The 3,709-nt window shown below is 61.4% G+C and carries 3 protein-coding genes; all 3 read right to left on the bottom strand.

Annotated features, from left to right (window positions below; all coding sequences use genetic code 11):
- Window positions 1-126 precede the first annotated feature (126 nt).
- The 3 genes from BFL28_RS15835 to BFL28_RS15825 are packed head-to-tail and all read right to left on the bottom strand — an operon-like array spanning window position 127 to window position 3,583.
- A complete protein-coding gene (locus BFL28_RS15835) occupies window positions 127-1,131 on the bottom strand; it encodes a tyrosine-type recombinase/integrase (protein ID WP_069321497.1) in 1,005 nt (334 codons plus the stop codon).
- On the bottom strand, window positions 1,128-2,042 hold the full coding sequence (locus BFL28_RS15830; protein WP_069321496.1) for a tyrosine-type recombinase/integrase: 915 nt from the start codon (window positions 2,040-2,042) through the stop codon (window positions 1,128-1,130). Before BFL28_RS15830 ends, BFL28_RS15835 begins: the two co-directional genes overlap by 4 nt.
- On the bottom strand, window positions 2,036-3,583 hold the full coding sequence (locus BFL28_RS15825; protein WP_069321495.1) for a tyrosine-type recombinase/integrase: 1,548 nt from the start codon (window positions 3,581-3,583) through the stop codon (window positions 2,036-2,038). The genes BFL28_RS15830 and BFL28_RS15825 overlap by 7 nt, the downstream gene beginning before the upstream one ends.
- Window positions 3,584-3,709: the final 126 nt, after the last annotated feature.

The raw sequence follows: 3,709 nt of genomic DNA, 5'->3' as shown, positions 1-3,709 counted from the left end.
TTCTTTGCAGTCGAGATTTATGTCGAGCGGTTCGCGTGCAGGCGCAGATTTGCGAGATGAGGACATCGATTCTACTCCAGATAATTAAGGTGGATGGAGATGTGCGGAGGCACGAGATCTCTGGGACTATGCTCGTTTCCGAACGTCGTTGAGCATCATGATCAGCGGATCAGCCGGTGGCTTGAATCGGCCAGGCTTGACGGTTGGCGACCCATGCGCGGCGAGGATTTGTAGCTTTTCCTCGGGATCGGCCCGCAGATACGCTTCCGTGCTTTGGATGCTGGCATGCCCGAGCCAGAGCGCCACTTTGCGGATGTCACCGGTCGCGGCGAGAGTGTGCATTGCGCAGGAATGCCGGAGCACATGAGGCGTGACTCGTTTGCCCAGCAGAGATGGCTGCTTCTTCGCGGCCGTGGCGACGTGCTTTGCCAGTCTGAACGCAAACCCGTCGCGGCCCATCGGCACACCATTGGCGTTGAGGAATATCTCCATTGCCTGGCATTGCGGCCTGACGGCCAGCCAAGCCCGCAGGGATGCCTGCGTCTCGCGCCACAGGGGCAGGACACGCTCGCGTCGCCCCTTGCCGACGATGTGGACCGTGGCAAGCGAGCGTTGCGGAAGGTCTTGCATCTGTAGCGACAGCAGCTCGGCGACACGCAGGCCACCAGCATAGGCGAGGTGCAACATGGCCCGATCTCGCGTGCCCAAGCGGGACCGGGGATCGGGCGCATCCAATAGCGCGGTGATCTCGTCACGTGTCAGATAGTCGATAAGTGTGGTGTCAGTCCGCTTTGTCGGCACGGAACGGATACGCAGCGCGAGATCGAGGCAGACAGGGACGCGATACTCGACATAACGGAAAAACGCCCGGATCGCGGCAAGCCGGGCGTTGCGGGTTCTGGGGCTGTTCTTACGGGCATCCTCCACATGGTCTAGGAAGGCGATGATCAGTTCGGGATCGAAATCCTCAATCGTCAGGTCGGTGGGTCGCCGCTTGAGCCGGTTGGCCGCGAACCGGACCAGCAGCGCAAAGCAGTTCGCGTAGGTCGTCACCGTATGTGGGCTGACATTGCGCTCGCGGGGAAGATGATCGCGCAGGAACGCGGCGAGATGGGGAGCGAGCGCGGTCATGCGGCGTCTCCCAAGAAGAGCTGCTCGCCTGCGGCGGCGATGTCGCGAAGCAGGACCGGCGTCGCCTCGAGATACCAGTATGTGTTGGCGATATCCGCATGGCCAAGATAGGTGCTGAGCGCCGCCATATGATGGGCGATGGCTTCCCGATCGCGCGGACAGGACTGCAGCGATCGAACAGCGAAAGTATGCCGCACGTCATGAACGCGAACGCCGGGGGACCCGGGAGGACCACGAAAACCCAACTCACGTGCCAATCTGACGAAGATGATATAGGCGCGCGTTGTGCTGGGGGCGTGCCCCCGGGAGTGGACGAATAGATCCTCGCCGTGGGCGCCGAGCTTCCGCCTGATGGTAAGATATGCCTGTAACGCTTCGTGGGTTGAAGGTTGGATCGGCAAGAGGCGTTGCTTGCCGAACTTCCCTTTGCGGATGACGAGACCGTCGCCCGTGACATCATCACGCCGCAGCGCGAGTGCTTCGGAAAGGCGCAAGCCCGTCGCTGCGAGCAGCCCGAACAGATAATAGTACGTATGCGGGCTTATCTTGCCCCTGGGCGGAAGTTCGCGGGCGGCCAGCATGATCGCCCGAACCTGCTCTGGCTCCATAATATGGGGTGTCGGTCGTGGCCGCTTACCCCTGCCGAAGACGCCCGCCGGGGGCACCTGATGCTCCTGATCCTCCGCATGGGCATAGAGGCAGAAGCGGCGCAGGCGGTCGAATCTGTCTCTTGCCACGTTCTGGGAACTGGCTGTCCGGCACCAATCGTAAATCCGTTCGACGTTGGTGTGCCGGTCGCCGAAGCCGGAGGCATAACTGGCGAAGAGGTCGAGCGTTCGCTCTTGTTCGTCGAACTTGCGGCCGAAGCTGCGATGGAGTGCGACATAGCGTGCGATCTGATCCTTCAGCATGCTACATCTCCCGGCCAGTCCTGGGCGACCTTCAGCAACATCGGAATGTCGACCTTGGCGTAGATGGCGGTCGTCGCTGGGGAACGGTGGCGCAGTATCGTGCCGACCGACTCAAGGCCGGCGCCGGCGCGCAGCATCCGTGTGGCAAGCGAATGCCGGAAGGCGTGGGCGCCCGTCGGCACGCCCTCGATGGCGCCTCGATCGAATACACGCGCTACGATGCCGGCGATCTCGGCCGATGAACTGAATGGTCGGAAAGGAGGTTGTACCCGAACGAACAGCCGTTCCTCATTGATCGGCGGGCGAGCCCGTTCGAGATAGTCGAGGATCGCGTCCCCCGCGTCCTGTGGCAACGGCAGGCGATCGGGTCGTCTGCTTTTGCCGCTTACCCGAAGATATCCGTTGTTCCAGTCGATATCGGTCATGCCCAACTGGCAGATATCGCCGGCCCGTAATCCGAGCCTGGCCAGCAGCAGGATGATCGCCTTGTCGCGGATCTCCACCGCGGTATCTGCCTGGCAGGATGCGACGATCTTCTCGATCGTCGCATCGTCCATGTAGCGCGGCAAAGTGGCGAGCCGATACCGCCTTATAGGCGGAAAAGCGTACTGCAGTGCCGGTTCACACTCTGCGCACGAGACGAGAAAGCGCACATAGCTCCGCATGATGCCTGCGATGAGCGAGGCGGAACCCGGCGACTCGCCGATGCGATTGCTGGCAACCCGCCTAATGGCAGCCGCGTCCAGCTTCGATGGCTCACCCAGCGCCGGGAGCCAACGCTTCACCTCTCCGCAGTACCGCCTGATCGTCGCGGCGGAACTGCCGCAATGGGCTTTTAGCCATGCCTTGTAGGCGGCCAGATCGTCATCTTCATGATCCCGGCGATCGACTTGCGAAAGGATATGCCGGTCACGGAGAAAACCGAGGAAGCGCCGCGCACCTTTGCTGCGGCGTAGCGGTCCGTGGTGGCCGACCAGCGTCCCGCGCTTGCGGTATACCGGGCACCGACAGTCGTGGTCGGCATACTGCATAACATGTTTGTCAGTGACATCTTCCCAGCACAGGCGGGAAACCCGAATCCAGGCAGCAAAGTGCGCTGCCTCGGACCGGTAGCTCTTGATGCTTGCCGCGCTGTAATGCTCCTGCACGAGAAACGTCGCGTAATCCGCCAACAGCGTGTCGAGGTGATCAACATCATCGGGCACGTCGACGACGCCCTGATCTTCCAGGAAGCGGACGAAACGCCGGACCTTGCTGGTGAACATCGGCCGGTTGGGCTCATGGCGGGAAAAGCCCCGACAGCGGCACCGATGCTTCTCGAAACGTCGGACGACCGCATCGTCCACCGTCGATACCGCGATGCCCTGTTGGTCGATCCAGAAAAGGAAATGGCGAGCTGCTGCTTTGTAGAGCGCGGCTGATCCCGCCGCGCTCCCCAAAAGAGAAGAGTGGAAGGCGATGGATAGGGCATCTGAGGTGGGAGCATCTCCCGTCCAGGGCTTGGGTCGTGCGTTAGCAACGACCGTCTTCGGCAACGTCATAGATCCTCCAGCTTGTTGGGTCTGGGGTCACCTTAATTATCTGGAGTAGAATCGATGTCCTCATCTCGCAAATCTGCGCCTGCACGCGAACCGCTCGACATAAATCTCGACTGCAAAGAATATGTC

Origin of the sequence: Sphingomonas turrisvirgatae, assembly GCF_001721295.1 — a bacterium.
GTDB lineage: Bacteria > Pseudomonadota > Alphaproteobacteria > Sphingomonadales > Sphingomonadaceae > Sphingomonas > Sphingomonas turrisvirgatae.
Note: the sequence above shows the minus strand (reverse complement) of the source record. Positions and strands in the feature narration are given on the sequence as shown.

Coding starts and splice junctions, on each gene's coding strand:
- BFL28_RS15835 (WP_069321497.1), bottom strand. CDS start 1,131: ATGACCGCGCTCGCTCCCCATCTCGCCGCGTTCCTGCGCGATCATCTT.
- BFL28_RS15830 (WP_069321496.1), bottom strand. CDS start 2,042: ATGCTGAAGGATCAGATCGCACGCTATGTCGCACTCCATCGCAGCTTC.
- BFL28_RS15825 (WP_069321495.1), bottom strand. CDS start 3,583: ATGACGTTGCCGAAGACGGTCGTTGCTAACGCACGACCCAAGCCCTGG.